General features: G+C 70.5%; 12 protein-coding genes. 5 read left to right on the top strand and 7 right to left on the bottom strand.

The window, feature by feature from the left end; all coding sequences use genetic code 11:
• Positions 1-395 precede the first annotated feature (395 nt).
• Positions 396-845 carry a PTS glucose transporter subunit IIA gene (locus tag ACFYSH_RS29720; RefSeq protein ID WP_033304207.1) on the top strand — a complete coding sequence of 150 codons (450 nt, stop codon included), beginning with the start codon at positions 396-398 and terminating at the stop codon, positions 843-845.
• A 74-nt stretch (positions 846-919) separates the two neighbouring features.
• Positions 920-2,590 carry a phosphoenolpyruvate--protein phosphotransferase gene (ptsP, locus tag ACFYSH_RS29715; RefSeq protein WP_359476433.1) on the top strand — a complete coding sequence of 557 codons (1,671 nt, stop codon included), beginning with the start codon at positions 920-922 and terminating at the stop codon, positions 2,588-2,590.
• Positions 2,591-2,665: 75 nt separating this feature from the next.
• On the opposite strand, the gene ACFYSH_RS29710 is transcribed toward ptsP, so the two are convergent.
• The gene (locus ACFYSH_RS29710) at positions 2,666-3,580 is read right to left on the bottom strand and encodes a hypothetical protein (RefSeq protein ID WP_388756467.1); all 915 of its coding nucleotides are present in this window, start codon (positions 3,578-3,580) and stop codon (positions 2,666-2,668) included.
• 78 nt (positions 3,581-3,658) lie between these two features.
• Positions 3,659-5,635 carry an acetoacetate--CoA ligase gene (locus tag ACFYSH_RS29705; protein ID WP_359476427.1) on the bottom strand — a complete coding sequence of 659 codons (1,977 nt, stop codon included), beginning with the start codon at positions 5,633-5,635 and terminating at the stop codon, positions 3,659-3,661.
• A gap of 217 nt (positions 5,636-5,852) precedes the next feature.
• Here ACFYSH_RS29705 and ACFYSH_RS29700 point away from each other — a divergent pair, with 217 nt between their 5' ends.
• Positions 5,853-8,216, top strand: coding sequence for a glycoside hydrolase family 31 protein (locus ACFYSH_RS29700; protein ID WP_359476424.1), 2,364 nt, complete (start codon positions 5,853-5,855; stop codon positions 8,214-8,216).
• Here ACFYSH_RS29700 and ACFYSH_RS29695 read toward each other — a convergent pair.
• Positions 8,207-8,704, bottom strand: coding sequence for an NUDIX domain-containing protein (locus ACFYSH_RS29695; protein ID WP_359476421.1), 498 nt, complete (start codon positions 8,702-8,704; stop codon positions 8,207-8,209). The two genes, ACFYSH_RS29700 and ACFYSH_RS29695, sit on opposite strands and share 10 nt — an antisense overlap.
• A gap of 60 nt (positions 8,705-8,764) precedes the next feature.
• Here ACFYSH_RS29695 and ACFYSH_RS29690 point away from each other — a divergent pair, with 60 nt between their 5' ends.
• Positions 8,765-9,571 carry a M15 family metallopeptidase gene (locus ACFYSH_RS29690; RefSeq protein ID WP_359476418.1) on the top strand — a complete coding sequence of 269 codons (807 nt, stop codon included), beginning with the start codon at positions 8,765-8,767 and terminating at the stop codon, positions 9,569-9,571.
• 127 nt (positions 9,572-9,698) lie between these two features.
• On the top strand, positions 9,699-10,046 hold the full coding sequence (locus ACFYSH_RS29685) for a DUF962 domain-containing protein (RefSeq protein ID WP_359476415.1): 348 nt from the start codon (positions 9,699-9,701) through the stop codon (positions 10,044-10,046).
• Positions 10,047-10,169: 123 nt separating this feature from the next.
• On the opposite strand, the gene ACFYSH_RS29680 is transcribed toward ACFYSH_RS29685, so the two are convergent.
• The 4 genes from ACFYSH_RS29680 to ACFYSH_RS29665 are packed head-to-tail and all read right to left on the bottom strand — an operon-like array spanning position 10,170 to position 14,375.
• Positions 10,170-10,775, bottom strand: coding sequence for an ATP/GTP-binding protein (locus ACFYSH_RS29680; protein WP_359476412.1), 606 nt, complete (start codon positions 10,773-10,775; stop codon positions 10,170-10,172).
• On the bottom strand, positions 10,756-11,193 hold the full coding sequence (locus tag ACFYSH_RS29675; RefSeq protein WP_359476409.1) for a DUF742 domain-containing protein: 438 nt from the start codon (positions 11,191-11,193) through the stop codon (positions 10,756-10,758). The genes ACFYSH_RS29680 and ACFYSH_RS29675 overlap by 20 nt, the downstream gene beginning before the upstream one ends.
• 9 nt (positions 11,194-11,202) lie before the next feature.
• The gene (locus ACFYSH_RS29670) at positions 11,203-11,646 is read right to left on the bottom strand and encodes a roadblock/LC7 domain-containing protein (RefSeq protein WP_359476406.1); all 444 of its coding nucleotides are present in this window, start codon (positions 11,644-11,646) and stop codon (positions 11,203-11,205) included.
• Positions 11,643-14,375 (bottom strand): nitrate- and nitrite sensing domain-containing protein, encoded by a 2,733-nt coding sequence (locus tag ACFYSH_RS29665; RefSeq protein ID WP_388756462.1) that lies wholly within the window; start codon positions 14,373-14,375, stop codon positions 11,643-11,645. The genes ACFYSH_RS29670 and ACFYSH_RS29665 overlap by 4 nt, the downstream gene beginning before the upstream one ends.
• Positions 14,376-14,818 lie beyond the last annotated feature (443 nt).

Below are 14,818 nucleotides of genomic sequence, written 5' to 3'. Positions count from 1 at the left end.
TCGTGTCCGATTCCCGGCCGAAGCGGGTTCCTGCTGTTTCGCTTTCCAGTTCTTCGCTTTCGCGTTTCCCTTTCCGGCGAGTCCGACTCTATCAGTCCTTTTCCCGTTCCTTTGACCAAGGTCTCGCGAGCATGCGAGAGCCCCATCAGAGTTACAGTCTGGGTTTGGGAGTCGCTGCCGACCCCGGACTGGAAGTCGTGTCGGTGTCAGGCAGGGGTACGACAGTACAGGTCGCAGCGAGACGAGGCAAATCGTTTCCGGTGTGCCTCCAGGTCGGCCAACCGGTAGCTCTCGGGCGGAACCGGGACTTCATATGACTTACGCTGCTGATCAGTACGCCGCCCTCCTTCAGCCATGGCGGTGACATACGGATCCCCACCCCCTGGAGGCTCTCCATGACCACAGTGACGTCCCCTCTCGCCGGCCGTGCCATCGGACTCACCGCGGTTCCCGACCCCGTGTTCTCCGGAGCCATGGTGGGTCCCGGTACAGCTATCGACCCCGTGCGCGAGCCCTCCGAGGCCGTCTCGCCGGTCGACGGGATCGTCGTCTCCCTCCACCCGCACGCCTTCGTCGTCGTCGACGACCAGGGGCACGGGGTGCTGACGCACCTCGGGATCGACACCGTGCAGCTCAACGGCGAGGGTTTCGAGCTGCTCGTGAACAAGGGGGACACGGTGACCCGCGGGCAGGGCATCGTCCGGTGGGACCCGGCCGGCGTCGAGGCGGCCGGTAAGTCCGCGATCTGCCCGGTCGTGGCCCTGGAGGCCACCGCCGAGTCCCTCTCCGACGTCCGCGAGGACGGCGACGTGAAGGTCGGCGAGACGCTGTTCGGCTGGCAGTGACACCCTCTGCGCAGTTAGAGCCAGTTGGTATCCACCGCGGCGGTGCAGCCGCCGCACAATCGGAGACGGGTGAAATGGAGACAACGCTGCGAGGCGTCGGTGTGAGCCACGGTGTGGCGATCGGCGAGGTTCGGCACATGGGTACGGCGGTCCTCGAGCCGCCGGCCAAACAGATCCCCGCGGACGAGGCCGAGCGCGAGCAGGGGCGTGCGCGCCAGGCCGTGGAAGCTGTTGCGGCCGACCTCATCGCGCGCGGCAATCTGGCAGGGGGCGAGGCGCAGCACGTGCTCGAGGCCCAGGCCATGATGGCGCAGGACCCCGAGCTCATCGCCGACGTCGAGCGCCGCATCGCGGTCGGCAGCACCGCCGAGCGTGGGGTCTACGACGCCTTCGCCGCGTACCGGGCTCTGCTGGCCAATGCCGGGGAGTACCTGGCTGGGCGCGTCGCCGACCTCGACGACGTCCGGAACCGGATCGTGGCGCGGTTGCTCGGCGTGCCGATGCCGGGTGTACCCGACAGCGATGAGCCGTATGTCCTGATCGCTCGTGACCTGGCCCCCGCGGACACGGCCCTGCTCGATCCCGCCCTGGTGCTCGGCTTCGTCACGGAGGAGGGCGGGCCGACCAGCCACAGCGCCATCCTCGCGCGGGCGCTCGGGGTGCCGGCCGTGGTGGCTCTGCCCGGTGCGGGTGAGATCGCCGAGGGCACGGTCGTGGCGGTGGACGGCAGCACCGGCGAGATCTTCGTCGAGCCGAGCCAGGAGAAGCGCGCCGAGATGGAGAGCGCTTCGGCGGCCCGCAGGGCGGCGCTGTCGGCCGTGACCGGTCCCGGGGCCACCTCGGACGGTCACAAGGTGCCGCTGCTCGCCAATGTCGGTGGCCCCGGTGACGTGCCGGCGGCACTGGAAGCCGGCGCCGAGGGTGTCGGGCTGTTCCGTACGGAGTTCCTCTTCCTGGACGACAGCAAGCAGGCGCCGTCCGAGGAGAAGCAGATCGCGGCGTACCGCGCGGTGCTGGAGGCGTTCCCCGAGGGACGTGTCGTGGTGCGGGTGCTGGATGCCGGTGCCGACAAGCCGCTGGACTTCCTGACACCGGCCGACGAGCCCAACCCCGCACTGGGTGTGCGCGGGCTGCGCAGTCTGCTGGACCACCCCGATGTGCTGCGGACCCAGCTGACGGCACTGTCCAGGGCCGCCGAGGGTCTGCCGGTGTACCTCGAGGTCATGGCCCCTATGGTCGCCGACCGTGCCGACGCGAAGGCGTTCGCGGACGCCTGCCGTGAGGCGGGACTGCAGGCGAAGTTCGGGGCGATGGTGGAGATCCCGTCCGCCGCGCTCAGGGCCCGTTCGATCCTTCAGGAGGTGGAGTTCCTGTCGCTGGGTACCAACGACCTGGCGCAGTACACCTTCGCGGCCGACCGTCAGGTGGGCGCCGTGTCCCGGCTGCAGGACCCGTGGCAGCCCGCCCTGCTCGACCTCGTCGCGCTTTCCGCCGACGCCGCCAGGGCCGAGGGCAAGAGCTGCGGTGTCTGTGGCGAGGCCGCTTCGGACCCCCTGCTGGCGTGTGTGCTGACCGGCCTGGGTGTCACCTCTCTGTCGATGGGTGCGGCATCCATTCCCTATGTGCGGGCGACGCTGGCGAAGCACACGCTCGCACAGTGCGAGCGTGCCGCCTCCGCCGCGCGTGCGGCGGACTCCGCCGAAGAGGCACGGCTCGCCGCGCAGGCGGTGCTGTCGGGCGAGTGACGCCGTCCGCCGCACACGGTCGGATGTGAAGGGGTTCCCATCGGTTCCGGTACCGGTGGGAACCCCTTCGGTCTGTCAGTGATGGGGTTCCGGTTCGTCGGCTCCGAGGTCGAAGCCCGCGCAGTACTCGACGCCGGATTCCGGCGCCACGGGTTCGCCCGTGTCGGCGTCGGTGCAGTAGGCGTTGAAGACCTCGCCCGCCGTGAGCGGGAGGAGGCTGCCCCGGTGCAGGCGCCAGCCGTGCACCCGGTCAGGGGCGCCGGGCGCCGTGGTGCGCAGGACGACGCCTCCCTGCGTCTCGAGCGCGACGCCGACGGCGAGCACCGTGGTGAACTCCGCCCCTTCCGACGATTCGAGCCGGGCCGGTCCGGTCCTGTCGCCGGCGGTATGGAGGACGGCGAGGAGTTGTTCGTTCTCCGTGGGCGTGCTGCAGACGATGTGGTGGGTGCCCGGTCCCGCCGTGTCCAGCAGGCGCACCAGCAGGTGGGACGCCCTGTCGAAGGCGGCCCGGCCGATGTCCTGCCCGCAGTCCGCGCAGTCGCCGAGGCCGGCCAGCAGCATCGTGGCGTATTCCCATGTCGCGCGGCGGACGGCTCGTGAGACGAGCAATGGGATCAGTGTGTCGATGGGCTGCCCGGTGTAAGCCACGGTGGCTCCGCCCGCGGCGATCTCGGCGGTGAACTGGCTGCGGCTCGTACGCTCGTCGGGATCGAGACCGGACTCGGTGCAGAACACCGCGTAGTCCTCCGGGTCGAAGAGGGCGACGATGGTGTGCGTCCCCTGGGCGGTGAGTGTGCGCAGCAGACCTTCGACGTGCTGCAGGTAGACCGCGTGGTCGTCGAAGGGGAAGCTGCGGTAGTGCCGCATGGCCGCGAAGTCCTCGGGGTCGACGAGCAGGCCGACCGTACTGGGTGCTTCGCGGCGCAGTGTGCGTCGCATGGATGTGCCGGAGCGTTGCCGGCTGCGCCTGGTCTGCTTGATGTGCGCCATGGGTCCCCCTGTGCACTGGTGATCGATGCTCACTCAGCGTAATCAGAGGGACTGACAACGGCCGGTCCGGCGGACGGATCAGTGGCGTGCGCGGGCGAGTTCCTCGTAGAAGCGGAGGAGTTCGAGGTTGTCGACAGAACCTGGGTTGACCGCCTTGGAAAGGGCTGTGCCCTGGAGCAGTCGCTTGACCGGAACCTCGATGCGCTTGCCGGTGAGGGTGTGCGGGATACCGGGGACCTCGATGACCTCGTCCGGTACATGGCGGGGTGAGAGGTTCTCGCGGATGGTCCGTCTGATGCTGTCGCGGAGTCCGTCGTCGAGTGTGGCGCCCTCGGCGAGGTGGACGAACAGGGGCATCCAGTAGCCTCCGTCCGGTTCTTCGAGGCCGATGACGAGGGACTCACGGATCTCGGGGAGCCGCTCGACCGCCTCGTAGATGTCGGCGGACCCCATCCGTACGCCCTGCCTGTTGAGGGTGGAGTCGGAGCGGCCGTGGATGACGACCGAGGCGCGGTCGGTGAGCGTGATCCAGTCGCCGTGGCGCCAGACGCCGGGGTACATGTCGAAGTAGCTGTCGTGGTAGCGGCGCCCGTCGGGGTCGTTCCAGAAGCGGACCGGCATGGACGGCATGGGTGCGGTCACGACGAGTTCGCCGACCTCTCCGGTGAGCGGTCGGCCTTCGGGGTCCCAGGACTGGAGGTCGGTGCCGAGGCAGGGTGCCTGCAGTTCGCCGATGTGGACCGGCAGCGTGGGGACCGCGCCCGCGAAGCAGCTGCAGACGTCCGTCCCGCCGCTGACGGAGGCGATCCACAGGTCGTCGGCGATCTCGTCGTGCAGCCAGCGGAAACCGTCGGGCGGAAGCGGGGAGCCTGTGGTGGCGACGCACTGGACACGGCTGAGGTCGTGGTCGCGGCCCGGGTGGACGCCGGCCTTCCGGCACGCCATGACGTAGGCGGCCGAGGTACCGAAGAGGGTGGCTCCGGTCTGTTCGGCGACGCGCCACTGGGCGCTCACGTCCGGATGCCCGGGGCTGCCGTCGTACAGCACGACGGTGGTGCCGGTGAGCAGGCCCGAGACGAGGAAGTTCCACATCATCCAGCCGGTGGAGGTGTACCAGAAGAAGCGGTCGTCGGGGCCGAGGTCGCAGTGCAGCCCGATCTGCTTGAAGTGTTCGAGGAGGATTCCGCCCTGGGATTGGACGATCGCCTTCGGGAGTCCGGTCGTACCGGAGGAGTAGAGCACCCACAGCGGGTGATCGAAGGGGACCTGCTCGAAGACCGGTGGGGTGTCGGAGGTGGTGAGGGCCGACCACTCCAGTGCGCCTTCGGGCGCGTCCGTCCCCAGGAGCGGGATGTGGACGACCGCGCGCAGGGTGGGGAGTTCGCGGCGGAGTTCGGCCACGGTGCCGGTGCGGTCGTGCTCCTTGCCGCCGTAACGGTAGCCGTCGACGGTGAAGAGGACCACGGGTTCGATCTGCTGGAAACGGTCCAGGACGCTGCGGGCGCCGAAGTCGGGGGCGCAGGAGGTCCAGACGCCGCCGACCGCGGCGGTGGCGAGGAATGCGACGACCGCCTGCGGGATGTTGGGGAGGTACCCGCTGACCCGGTCGCCCGGGGTGACGCCGAGTGCGCGGAGTTCCGCGGCCAGTGAGCCTGTCCGACGGCGGAGTTCGGACCAGCTGACGGAGACCTGGGTGTGGGTCTCGTCGACGTACAGCAGGGCGGGGGCGTCCGCGCGGAGCGGGTCGTCGGCCGTACGCAGGGCGTGCTCGGCGTAGTTGAGGGTGGCGCCTGGGAACCACTGGGCGCCGGGCATGGTGCGGTCGCCGAGAACCGCCTCGTACGGGGTGGAGAAGCGTACGTCGAACCAGTCGGCGACGGCCTGCCAGAAGGTGTCGAGTTCGTCGATCGACCAGCGGTGCAGCGCCGCGTAGCCGCCGTCGGCCGGGGCTCCGTAGCGCCCGGCCGCCCATCGCTGGAAGCGGGTGACGGCCGCGGTCTCGACGCGCTCGGGCTCGGGCTGCCAGAGGGGGGCTTCGCCGGCTGCTGAGGTCATGGAGGCTCCCTGGCCTTTCGGGGTGTACGCGGGGTGCGCGTGCGTCGCGCGCACGGCTCGGGTGTGCGCGTGCACGGCTTTCACGGACGATGCCATGTGATCGTCTTACGCACCAGGGTCCCCCGCGTGGTTGCGTGTCCGCCGGTGTCGTGTGCCTCAGGTGAACGGAAGCTGAACGGAACACGTTTCCGTCACGGCGGATGGCAGGGTGGCCTGCATGGATGGTCGTGACCTGGTGCGTTCGGTGAAGATGGTCGGTTCCGTGCAGGGGATGCGGACGGTGCGCTCGGCCTGGCGGCACCGTCGTGCGGATGCCCGGGGCCTGGAGCCGCGTGGTGCGGAGCGGGCCCGTGTGCCCGGCCTCCTGATCGGTGCGGAGCCCGGTCCGGGCGGTGGGGTCGTGCGGTTCGCGCGCTCGCAGTTGCGGGTCCGGGTCGCCGTGGGCGGTGCGGTGTTCTGGTCCTGGGACGGCGCGGAGCCGCTGCCGTCGTACGCCCTGCCGGGGGCCGAGCCGGAGCCCGATCCGCGGGCGGGTCTCGAGCCGGACACGAACGGCGGCTGGCAGGTCGTGTCCGAACGGCTGACGGTCGTCGTGTCGCGGCACGGAGCGGTGGAGCTGCGTACTCCGGGGGGTGTACTGCTGCGCCGGGAGTTGCCGCCGCGCTGGTGGGAACCGGTGGACGGAGGCGAGGCACGGTGGGTGCAGCGGTCCGAGGTCCCTGCCGACGCGCGCTTCTTCGGGCTGGGCGGGCGGCCCGGCGGTCCGCGGCTGAGAGAGGGCACGTACGGGTTGTGGAACACCGATCCGGGCGGGCGTTTCGGTCCTGGGGACGACCCGCTGTACGTGACGATGCCGGTGCAGATGGTGGTGTCCGACGCGGGCACGCACCTGGCGTTCCATGACAACTCCTGGTCGGGCGGGGTGACCGTCCGGGAGGGCGAGGAAGGCGCCGGCTCAGGACATGACCGGGCCGGCACCTGTGAGACGAGGATGGACGGCGGTCCGCTCCGCTGCTGGGTCGTCGTGGGTACGCCGGCCAGGGTGCTGCAGGGGTGGACGGCGCTGACGGGGGCGCCCGCGCTGCCGCCCTCCTGGGCGCTGGGCCCGCAGCACGCGCGCTGGGGGTTCGGCAGCGAGCGGGAGGTGCGGCGGATCGTGGCGGGGTACCGGGAGCGAGGGCTGCCCCTGTCGGTGCTGCACCTGGACATCGACCACTACGACGCGCATCAGGTGTTCACGGTCGACCGGGAGCGGTTCCCTGACCTGCCCCGTCTGGCGGAGGAGTTGCGCGCGGAGGGCGTCCGGCTGGTGTCGATCGTCGATCCCGCGGTGCGTGCGTCGGCGGGCGACACGGTGTTCGACAGCGGCCTCGATGTCGGTGCGGAGGGGGCGTACGTCCGTGATCCGCAGGGGGTGCCGGTGCTCGGTGAGGTGTGGCCGGGTGCGTGTGTCTATCCGGATTTCACCGATCCGCTGGTGCGGGAGTGGTGGGGAGCGCTGTACGAGGAGCGGCTCGGACAGGGGTTCGCCGGCGTGTGGCACGACATGAACGAGCCCGTGTCGTTCTCGGCCTTCGGGGATCCTTCGCTGCCGCGTTCGTCCCGGCACTCCCTGGAAGGCCGTGGCGGTGATCATCGGGAGGCCCACAACGTGTACGCGCTGGCGATGGCGCGGGCCGGGTACGAAGGGCTGTGTCGGCTGCGCCCCGAGGAGCGGCCGTTCCTGTTCTCCCGTTCGGGCTGGGCGGGGATGCAGCGGTACGGCGGCACCTGGTCCGGTGATGTGGCGACGGGGTGGCCGGGGCTCCGGGCCTCGCTGGCCCTGGTGCTGGGGCTCGGGCTCTGCGGGGTGCCGTATTCCGGTCCGGATATCGGGGGGTTCGACGGGTCACCGTCGCCGGAGCTGTACCTGCGCTGGTTCCAACTGGGCGCGTACATGCCGTTGTTCCGTACGCATGCGGCCATCGGCGCGGGGCGCCGGGAGCCGTGGGAGTTCGGGCCGCAGGTACTCGTCCATGCCGGAGAGGCTCTGAGGGAACGGGAGCGGTTGCTGCCGTACTTCGTGACGCTGGCGCAGCTGGCCCGGTTGACCGGTGCGCCGTACGTGCGGCCGGTGTGGTGGGGCGCGTCGGGGGACCGGGAGCTGCGGGACTGCGAGGACGTGTTCCTGCTGGGGGACGCGCTGCTGGTCGCGCCGGTGCTGGACGAGGGAACGGACCGCCGCTCGGTGCGCCTGCCGCCCGGGCGCTGGTACGACACGGCCACCGGGCGGACGTACGAGGGGCCGGGCCAGGTGGTGGTGGACGCGCCGCTGTCCCGGATTCCGGTGCTGGCGCGGGCCGGTGCGGTGGTTCCGGTACGGGGACCTGAGGGTGGGGTCGAGCTGGAGGTGTGGGCTCCGGCCGCGGGGCGCACCGGGGGCGGGCTGGTCGTACGGGATGTGGGCGAGGGGTGGGCGCCGGCCGAGGTGGAGCGTTACACGTCGTGCCTCAGGGCCGGGCGCGTGGTCGTGGAGCGTGACGGTGAGGAGGGGCTGGTGCCGTACCCGGTCCGCGTGCGGGGGTTGTCGGGTCAGTGGTAGGCGCCGTCGAACCAGGAGCGTACGGCCCGGGTGTGCAGCGGGAAGGCGAGTGCGTCCGGGGAGTACAGCACGTCGTGGCCCGAGGTCTCGTCCGTGGGTGCGGAGGGCGGGAGGTTCTCGGCGGGGCGCGGCGGGAGCAGTCCGAAGAGCAGCAGATGGCCGTCCGGGGAGCTCAGCGCGTCGGCGAGGCGTACGTCCGTCTCGTCGGCCCGGATGCCGGTCTCCTCGCGCAGCTCGCGGACCACGGCGTGGCGCCAGTCCTCGGCCTGGTCGATGTAGCCGCCGGGCAGTGCGATCCCATCTTTGTGTGGAGGGATGGCACGGGTGATGACGACGAGGCCGGTGCCGTGCGGTCCGGTGACGGGCAGCAGGGCGACGGCCACGGGGAGCGGGTTGCGATAGGCGGTGTGGCCGCACGCTGCGCAGACGCGGGGCCAGGTGTCCGCGGCGTACGGGGCCCCGCAGCTGTCGCAGTGGGAGTCCTTCACGAGCGGACTGTATCCGATCACTCTTCTCTTGCGTCCCCGAAACTGATAGACGGTGTGCCCATGACAGGAATAGCTCGTGCACTCCGCGCCCTGGCCGTCGCCGGCGCCGCTCTGCTCACCGTGACCGCCGCCGCACCGGTGGCGGCGGCCAGGCCCGAACCCAAGGCTCCGCCGGAGTTCGTCGACCTGCGCTCCGTCGACCCGACGATTCTCACGGAGATGCGCTACACCACCGCGCACAATTTCATGGGAGAGCCGGTGGAGGGGTATCGGCAGTCCGTCTGCATCCTGACCCGGCCCGTCGCTTCCGCGCTGCGCACGGCTCAGCGGAGTCTCCTGCGTCAGGGCTACTCGCTCAAGGTGTACGACTGCTACCGGCCGCAGCGCGCCGTGGACCACTTCGTGCGCTGGGCGAAGGATCTGGACGACCAGGCCATGAAGGACGAGTTCTACCCGATGGTCGACAAGGCGCGACTGTTCGAGGACGGTTACATCGCGGAGAAGTCCGGGCACAGCCGGGGCAGCACCGTGGACCTGACCCTGGTGAAGCTGCCCGCGGAGCCGACCAGGCCGTACGAACCGGGCGAGGCGCCGGCACCGTGCTACGCGCCGCAGGGCGAGCGCTTCCCCGACAACTCGGTGGACATGGGCACGGGGTACGACTGCTTCGACACCCTGTCGCACACGGACGACCCTCGGGTGCAAGGGGTGCAGCGTGCCAACCGGCAGCTCCTCAAGGAGACGCTCACCGGTCTGGGGTTCGTGAATCTGCCGGAGGAGTGGTGGCACTTCACCTACAAGCCCGAGCTCTTCCCTGACACGTACTTCGACTTCCCGGTGGCCAGGCGCTCCGTCGCGGGGCACTGACGGCCAGGACGGCGACGGGCGGAGAACGGACGACCGGGACCACCCCCGTGGGCTCCGGCCGCCCGTTCTCAGTATCGGACGCGGAATTGCCGTGTCCGGTTGCCGGCCGAGCCATTACCGTGCCCTCATGCCACAACAGACGTTCGACTCGTACGAAGAGTTCTGGCCCTACTACGTCGCCATGCACTCCAGGGCGGCGACCCGGTGGGTCCATCTGACCGGGACCCTGACCGGCCTCGCAGTCACCGCGTACGGTCTGGCGCGCGGCCGTAAGCGCTACGCCCTGGCCCTTCCTCTGATCGGATACGGCGCCGCCTGGCCCGCGCACTTCCTCATCGAGAGGAATAATCCGGCAACTTTCGGGCATCCCGCGTGGTCGCTGCGCGGCGATGTGCAGATGATCCGAATGATGCTCGCCGGGCGGGACGGCGAACTGGCCGGGACCGCGGCCAAGTGGCTGGCCGAGAACTCGTGACCCCGCGGCTCCCGCGGGGTTGACGGCCCGTCACTCCGGGTGAGGACTTTTTCACGCCCCCCGCACCGTACGCGCGGTCCGTACCCCGGTCGGCGGGGGTACGGGCCGCGTCACGTGCGGTGGTCAGGTCCCGGCGGGTTCGCGGAGCCGGTCGCCGTGGACCATGGCGTGCTCCACGACCGTGACCAGCACGTCCCGGGCGGACGCCCGGTCACGCGCGTCACAGAGCAGGACCGGCACGTCGGCGTCGAGGTCGAGCGCGGCCCGGACCGTCTCGGTGGGGAACTGCGCGGCGCCGTCGAAGAGGTTGACCGCGACCGTGAACGGGATCCCCCGGCGCTCGAAGTAGTCGACCGCCGCGAAGCAGTCCTCCAGCCGCCGGGTGTCCACGAGGACCACCGCGCCCAGGGCGCCCTGGGCGAGCTCGTCCCAGAGGAACCAGAAACGGTCCTGCCCCGGGGTCCCGAACAGATAGAGGACCAGATCCTCGCGCAGGGTGATCCGGCCGAAGTCCATGGCGACCGTGGTGGTGTTCTTGGCCTCGACCCCCGCCACGTCGTCGACGGGACGGCCCGCCTCGCTCAGCGTCTCCTCAGTGCGCAGCGGTCTGATCTCGCTGACCGCGCCCACCAGGGTCGTCTTGCCCACACCGAAGCCGCCCGCCACCAGAATCTTGAGAGTGACGGGTTCGACGTGCCGCTTTCTGCGGCTAGAGCGCCCGAAGGCCATTGATCACCTCGCGAAGAAGGCTCTCGTCCGGCAGCTCGGCCGGCGGAACGGGACGGGTGACGTGCACCAGCTCGTCCTCGACCAGGTCACCGACCAGGACACGGACCACCCCCACGGGAAGATCCAGCCCGGAGGCGAGCTCGGCGATCGACTGGGGCATGTCGCTGCACAGTTCGACGATCTCCACGTGCTCCGGGGAGAGCGTCTGGTCCCGGCCTGGATCGTCCGCCGCCGGTTCTGGGACGACGATCGCGATCAGGTCGAGGCGATGACGGGACGCGCTGCTGGTACGCCCCCGGGTCATCGCGTAGGGCCGGACCACCGGCCCCGCTTCGGCGTCGTACCAGCGCGAGGAGCCCGCTCCGGTGGGAGCGGGTGGTGATCCGGGCGCGGTGTCCCGGACGGAATCTGCGCTCATCCCCTCACCTCACCCTCCGGCGGGCAGACCATCGGTCCGGGGGGCGTTGGCCAGGTGCGCCCCCACGCGCTTGACCATCAGGGTCATCTCGTACGCCACCTGCCCGACGTCGGAGTCGGAGTCGGCCAGGACGGCGAGGCAGCTTCCGTCGCCGGCGGCCGTGACGAAGAGGAAGGCCTCGTCGAGCTCGACCACGGTCTGGCGGACCTTGCCCGCGTCGAAGTGGCTGCCCACCCCCTTGGCGAGGCTGTGGAATCCCGAGGCGACGGCCGCCAGATGCTCACTGTCCTCCCGGGTCAGGTCCTGGGACGTGCCGGTGGCGAGGCCGTCGCTGGAAAGGACCAGCGCCTTGCGGATGCTCGCGACGCGCTCGACCAGTTCGTCGAGGAGCCAGTTGAGCTGGCCGGAGCCCTGGCGTGTGGCGTTGGGTGCTGCGGCGTTCGGTGCGGTCATCGACCGTCCCCTCCCGGAGTCGTTCCTGGTGCTGTCTCTCCAGGGCCGGTCGCGTCCTCGGCGTTCTGCCGACGGCCGCGCTGCCAGCCGCGTTGAAGCGAAGCCATGCGATTGCGTACGTCGTCCGCGTCACGTTCGAGGTCGTCGTCGGTGTCCGCGGGGACGTGGCCGGAAGTCCGCCCTGCGGAGTCCTCCCGGAGCTGTGGGGCGAGGCTCGCCTGCCGGACCCTGCGCGGGAGGCCGCCCAGTGTGTCCGTACCGGGCTCGGCGTCGGTGGCCTCGGGCGCGGGTCCGTCCGAGGTACCGGGGTGCGGGCGGCCCCCGTCGCCGATACGGCGGCCGTGTTCGGCGACGAGGGTCGGCGGCTTGCGTCGGGGCAGCGGGACGGGGCCGGCGGGCCGCATCGGCCGGACGTCCGCGGAGCGGCCGTCCGAAGCGTCGAAGGCCTGTTGATGCTGCTCCCTGTCTGTTTCCCTGCGCAGGTCGCGGGCCCGGAAGATGCCACCTCGTTCGCTCTCGGTGTCCTCGAGGTCCGATACGCCGTCGAGGACCGGGGCGAGCGCCGGATCGAGCTCCCGGTCGAGTGCCGGATCGTCGGTGAACCCGAGTGTGCCCACCGGGCCTTCCAGTTCGACGGGCCCGTCGAGCACCGATGGGTCGGTGAGACCGGTGGGAACCGGGGAGAGACCGGCCGGCCGGCCCTGAAGGTTCGTGTCCGCGACTCCGTCCCTACGGGCCTTGTCGCTGCCCGGCGCCTGGCTGCCCGGCCGGCCGGAGCTGCCGATGGCCTTCTCGGCCCGGCGGTCGAGGCGGAAGCCGGTGCCGTGCGTGTCGGGGGCGTCGGTGAGCAGCTGCGCCGGGATGAAGACGACCGCGGTCGTCCCTCCGTAGGGCGAGGTCTGCAGCGACACCCTGACGTTCTGCCTCTGGGCGAGCCGGCTGACGACGAAGAGGCCGAGCCTGTCGGTGTCGGAGAGCTCGAAGTCGGGTGTCTCGGCGAGCCTCAGGTTGGCGTCCAGGAGGACTTCCGGCGCCATGCCGAGGCCCCGGTCGTGTATCTCGAGAGTGAAGCCGTTGGCCACACGTTCGCCGTGCACCTGGACCGCGGTGTGCGGGGGCGAGAACACCGTGGCGTTCTCCAGCAGTTCCGCGATCAGGTGGGTGAGGTCGGCGACGGCCGGGCCGCCCACGCCGATGCGGGGAAGCCGCCTGACCTCGATCCGCTCGTAGTCCTCCACCTCCGCGACCGCCGCCCGCACCACGTCCATCAGCTGGATCGGCTTGCGCCACTGCCGGGACGGGGCCGCCCCGGACAGGATCACGAGGCCTTCCGCGTGGCGGCGCATGCGTGTGGTGAGGTGGTCGAGGCGGAAGAGGTCGGCGAGTTCGTCGCTGTTCTCGGTGCGCCGCTCCATGGTGTCCAGGAGCGTCAGCTGACGGTGCAGGAGCACCTGGTTGCGGCGTGCGAGGTTGACGAAGACCTCGGAGACGCCGCGGCGCATGTCCGCCTGCTTGACGGCGGCCTCGACGGCTGCCCGCTGCAGGGTGTTGAGAGCCTGCCCGACCTGGCCGATCTCGTCAGGCTCGTAGCTGAGGTGAGGGGCTTCGGTCTCCACGTCGACCTGCTCGCCCGCGGCCAGCCGCCGCATCACACTGGGCAGCCGTACGCCGGACACCTCATGGGCGTCCTTCCGCAGCCGGGAAAGGTCGCGGACGAGTTCGCGTGCCACCCGTACGGACACGAAGACGGACACCAGCAGGGCGACGAACCCCAGTACACCGGCGACACCGGCCTGGATCAGGACGCGGTAGCCGGCGGGTTCGGCGCGGTCCTGGAAGCGGTTGGTCATCTCGGTGCCGTCGTTGGCCAGGTGTTCCAGGACCGGGGGAGCCACTTCCTCCCAGCGTCCGGCGTCGACGGCGCCCGGTTTCGTGACCGGACCCGCGGCGATGAGCCGCTGCTCGGTCGTTCGCAGCGGCTCGGTGTCGGGGCTGCTCCAGTACTGCTCCATACGTCCGCGCTCGCTCGCCGGCAGCAGCTCGAGGTTGACCTCGTACAGGAGTGAGCGGCTGGCGGCGAGGTCGGAGACCACGCGGAGTTCAGGAGCGCCGAGCCGTCCCGCCACGAGGCCCGACGCGATCAGGGCGTCCTCGCGGGAGAGCATCTCGCGGGCTCGGGAGATGCCGACGAGGGCCCGGACCTGCTTGTCCATCGATACGTTCTCCATCGTGTGGAGACCGTTGAGGAAGCGGTAGCAGGGGTCGACGAGACCGTTGTAGAAGTCGAGGGCCCTGGTCCGGTCGATGGTGCGCTTCTCGACGGACGTGCGCAGCGCGTCCAGGCCGTCGATCTCGTTCAGGACCGAGTCGAGCTGGGCCTCCGACTCCGCGCTCAGCTTCTCCCGGATGTCCTGGCTCTTCGCGCTCTGCCTGACGTCGGCCACGACGCGGTCGGTCGCGGCGCGCCGGCGGCGCAGCAGAGGCAGGGCGTCCGAGGCCCGGGGGTCGGCGAGGAAGACGAGCGTCTGGCGGCGTTCGTCCTGAACGGCGCGGATGGTGTCTTCCAGCGGGTGGCCGACCTGCTCCACGATGGCGCTCGCGCCCATCAGTTCACCGGCCTCACGGCCGGTGACGTACGTGGCGAAGACCCAAAGACCCGTGAGAGAGGCGAGCGGCACCAGGAGCAACGCCACGATCTTCCTGCGGATGGACTTCCCGCGAAAGCGCATGGCCTCCCCCAGCTCGGCCCCGCACCGCGGGGGTGGTCGTGTCTGTGTACCCGGTTGTTGCGGTGTTCCCTGCCTCGGTCCATCGGGCGTGGGCCGGTGTTCCGTCAACAAACGGCGCGAGCCTACTACTGACCTACCGGTAACTCGAAGACGTGTCCGGACGATTTCCAGCCGCTCTGCCCCGAGTTGCTCACCAGTTGTCCCGGTATTCCCGGCGAAGAAATTCGCGAAAGCGACAGAGAACTCCTGGCCGGACGCGTTGCCTACACGCACGGCAGTTGGCTGGAAGTCTTCGTTCCGTACCTCCGCGGGGCCGGTTGAGGCCCCCGCCGGGAATCTTCGCGGCCTGGCGTTCGTCCAGACGTACGGGGCAGAAGAACCTCACGGGGGTACGTGCGACAGGCAAGCGGCTCATTCCGCGTAGAACGGTCGCAAGCCGGGCA

Source organism: Streptomyces sp. NPDC005791 (assembly GCF_042871485.1).
Taxonomy (GTDB): domain Bacteria; phylum Actinomycetota; class Actinomycetes; order Streptomycetales; family Streptomycetaceae; genus Streptomyces.
Note: the sequence above shows the minus strand (reverse complement) of the source record. Positions and strands in the feature narration are given on the sequence as shown.

Coding starts and splice junctions, on each gene's coding strand:
- ACFYSH_RS29720 (WP_033304207.1), top strand. CDS start 396: ATGACCACAGTGACGTCCCCTCTCGCCGGCCGTGCCATCGGACTCACC.
- ptsP (WP_359476433.1), top strand. CDS start 920: ATGGAGACAACGCTGCGAGGCGTCGGTGTGAGCCACGGTGTGGCGATC.
- ACFYSH_RS29710 (WP_388756467.1), bottom strand. CDS start 3,580: ATGGCGCACATCAAGCAGACCAGGCGCAGCCGGCAACGCTCCGGCACA.
- ACFYSH_RS29705 (WP_359476427.1), bottom strand. CDS start 5,635: ATGACCTCAGCAGCCGGCGAAGCCCCCCTCTGGCAGCCCGAGCCCGAG.
- ACFYSH_RS29700 (WP_359476424.1), top strand. CDS start 5,853: ATGGATGGTCGTGACCTGGTGCGTTCGGTGAAGATGGTCGGTTCCGTG.
- ACFYSH_RS29690 (WP_359476418.1), top strand. CDS start 8,765: ATGACAGGAATAGCTCGTGCACTCCGCGCCCTGGCCGTCGCCGGCGCC.
- ACFYSH_RS29685 (WP_359476415.1), top strand. CDS start 9,699: ATGCCACAACAGACGTTCGACTCGTACGAAGAGTTCTGGCCCTACTAC.
- ACFYSH_RS29680 (WP_359476412.1), bottom strand. CDS start 10,775: ATGGCCTTCGGGCGCTCTAGCCGCAGAAAGCGGCACGTCGAACCCGTC.
- ACFYSH_RS29675 (WP_359476409.1), bottom strand. CDS start 11,193: ATGAGCGCAGATTCCGTCCGGGACACCGCGCCCGGATCACCACCCGCT.
- ACFYSH_RS29670 (WP_359476406.1), bottom strand. CDS start 11,646: ATGACCGCACCGAACGCCGCAGCACCCAACGCCACACGCCAGGGCTCC.
- ACFYSH_RS29665 (WP_388756462.1), bottom strand. CDS start 14,375: ATGCGCTTTCGCGGGAAGTCCATCCGCAGGAAGATCGTGGCGTTGCTC.